The organism is Streptomyces glaucescens, from assembly GCF_002154375.1.
GTDB lineage: Bacteria > Actinomycetota > Actinomycetes > Streptomycetales > Streptomycetaceae > Streptomyces > Streptomyces glaucescens.
The window spans coordinates 1-2,339 of record NZ_MUND01000815.1 but is presented as its reverse complement, the minus strand read 5'-3'; the positions used below and the strand labels follow the sequence as shown (position 1 = coordinate 2,339).

Sequence of the window (2,339 nt, the reverse complement as noted above, 5' to 3'; positions counted from 1 at the left end):
CACAGGCGAGCGAGCGGGTCCGGGAGGACGGGGACCCGCTCGCTCGCCTGTGCCGTCTCCCGGTCCCGACCACCGGCCACGGCACCGTCGGCGGTACGGACCGTGGCCTCGGCTGCGGGGGCGTGGTGGGCGTAGGTACGCGTGTACAGGCGGCCCTCTTCCGTGCGCTCCCGCACCCGCGCCAGGTAGCCGTACGCCTCAAGCTCCCGCAGGGCGAAGGCGATCCGGTCCCGCCCCTCGGGGAAGCGCTCGGCGAGGCTGCGGATGTCGACCGGGGCGCCCTCCGGCAGCGACAGGATGTGGGTGGCCAGTCCGATGGCGGTCAGCGACAGCTCGCGGTGCTGGGCGAGGTGGTTGCCGACGATCGTGTACCGGTCGGGTTGGTACGCCCGTACGTGGGTGACACCGGAGTGGGTGGTGGTCCGCCGAACACCCTGATTCGGACGCGCGACAGCGTTAGGCTGCGTCTCAGCCATGGGGAAGGTGCTCACTTCCTCGATGGTCAGGCCCTCGCTCGGGATGCCAGTCCCTGCGGGGGCCGATGCATGTGTGGGGTTGTGGTGTTGCCTGGGGCGAGACTGCACGTCCGGGCCAACGACGCGCCAGCCACACCGACCGGTTTCACCCAGCCGGGTGACGCACGCGGGGTTTGGTTGGTTGGGAGGGTTTTTTCCCCCGGGTTCTTTGGTCTTTTACCGCCCGCGGCCCCGGTCGACGTCACACCGGATGACGTGTTCCCGGGCGCCGGTGCGGCCACGTCGGCAACAGGTCACCGGCGACCGCCGAGATCCAGCTCGGCCCACACGGTCTTGCACGGCACCGGCCCCAGCCGCACTCCCCAGCGGTCGGCCAGCTCCTCGACCAGCAGCAGACCGTAGCCCGACTCGGCGGGATCCGGTGCGGCGTCCCGGCGCCTGGGCACGCACTCACCCTTGGCGTCGGTCACCTCGATACGCAGCACCCCGCACCCGGTGACCGCCAGACCGAGACGGAAGCTGCGCCCGGGGACCTTGCCGTGCACGGCGGCGTTCGCGGCGAGTTCGGCCACGATCAGCCGGGCCGGGTCCAACGGCAGTCCCCACGCGTGCAGTTGCTCGGCGGCGAGCAGCCGGGCGAGCCGGGCGCCCCGGCGGGTGGCGGAGAGCGGCACGGAGAACCGGCGGAGCGGAGTGCTGGGTGCGGTGATTTCCTGATTCACATTACTCAGCGTGTTCATGCGTGCGTACGCTGTGAAGGTGGACGGCCCGTGCGACCAGCGGCTGTCCGGTGTGTGTCCGGTTCCGTCCGGACTGCCCGGGGTGACCGGGCGGGACGGCCGGAGTTGGTCCGGGGCAGGGCGCGCGGCGGGAGGCGGCGGACATGAGCGGGTGGGAAGCGGGGCTGGACGACGACGAGGCCGGGGCCGTGATGCGCACGGTCGTACGGCAGCTGAAACTGTGGCGCGAGGCGGCCGGCCTGACCCAGGCGGAGTTCGGCGCGGCCATCGGCTACGGGGAGGAACTGGTCTCCTCGGTGGAGCGGGGGCGACGGATTCCCCGGCCGGAGTACTTGGACGCGGCGGACGAGGTGTGTGGCGCAGGCGGCAAGATCTCGGCGCTCAAGCGGGATGTGGCGGAGGCCCGGTATCCGAAGAAGGTACGGGACGTGCAGCGCCTGGAGGCGGAAGCCGTCGAGATCTGCTCCTACAACAACTCCGTCATCGACGGGTTGTTGCAGACCGAACCTTATGCGCGGGCCGTTTTCAGTTCTAGACGACCGCCTTTCACGGAGGAAGAGCTGGAACGGCAGCTGGCTGCGCGGCTGGCCCGTCAGGAGATCATCAGCAGCGCGACAGCCAAGCCACTGTTCAGCTTTGTCCTGTGCGAGGCGACGCTGAGGCGGCTGATCGGGGGAAAGATGGTCATGCGCGATCAGCTCGAACGGTTGGTGGAAGTGGCCCGTTTACCCAACGTCGACCTCCAGGTGCTCCCCCTGCGCAGCGAAGAGAACTCCGGGCTCGGTGGCCTTTTCCGATTGCTCAAGCTCAAGGACGGGACGGCCGTGGGACTCAGCGAAGCACCACTCATCAGCCGTGTGTTGTGCAACCCGAAAGAGACCACCGTCCTCGACATGCGCTATGGGATCATCCGAGCGCAGGCTCTCACGCCACGAGAGTCCCTGACCTTCATCGAGAACCTGCGGGGAGAGACATGAGCCTCAAGCCCAGCGCCGAGCTGGAGTGGATAAAGAGCAGCTACAGCACCGACGACGGCCCGTCCTGCGTCGAGGTGGCCACCGCCCCCACCCGCATCCTCGTGCGCGACTCCAAGAACCCCGACGGCCCCCGCCTCACCCTCGCC

At 69.3% G+C, this 2,339-nt stretch carries 3 protein-coding genes and 1 pseudogene; 2 read left to right on the top strand and 2 right to left on the bottom strand.

Annotation, left to right across the window (positions count from 1 at the left end; all coding sequences use genetic code 11):
• Positions 1 to 476, bottom strand: a pseudogene (locus tag CCN42_RS37735) (helix-turn-helix domain-containing protein); the annotation flags it as partial.
• Positions 477 to 769: 293 nt separating this feature from the next.
• Positions 770 to 1,216 carry an ATP-binding protein gene (locus CCN42_RS37730; RefSeq protein ID WP_086741762.1) on the bottom strand — a complete coding sequence of 149 codons (447 nt, stop codon included), beginning with the start codon at positions 1,214 to 1,216 and terminating at the stop codon, positions 770 to 772.
• Positions 1,217 to 1,359: 143 nt separating this feature from the next.
• Between CCN42_RS37730 and CCN42_RS37725 the strand changes: the two genes are divergently transcribed.
• Positions 1,360 to 2,193, top strand: coding sequence for a helix-turn-helix domain-containing protein (locus CCN42_RS37725; protein WP_086741761.1), 834 nt, complete (start codon positions 1,360 to 1,362; stop codon positions 2,191 to 2,193).
• The coding region (locus tag CCN42_RS37720; protein ID WP_086741763.1) for a DUF397 domain-containing protein at positions 2,190 to 2,339 on the top strand (150 nt) is incomplete at its 3' end. The genes CCN42_RS37725 and CCN42_RS37720, both read left to right, overlap by 4 nt.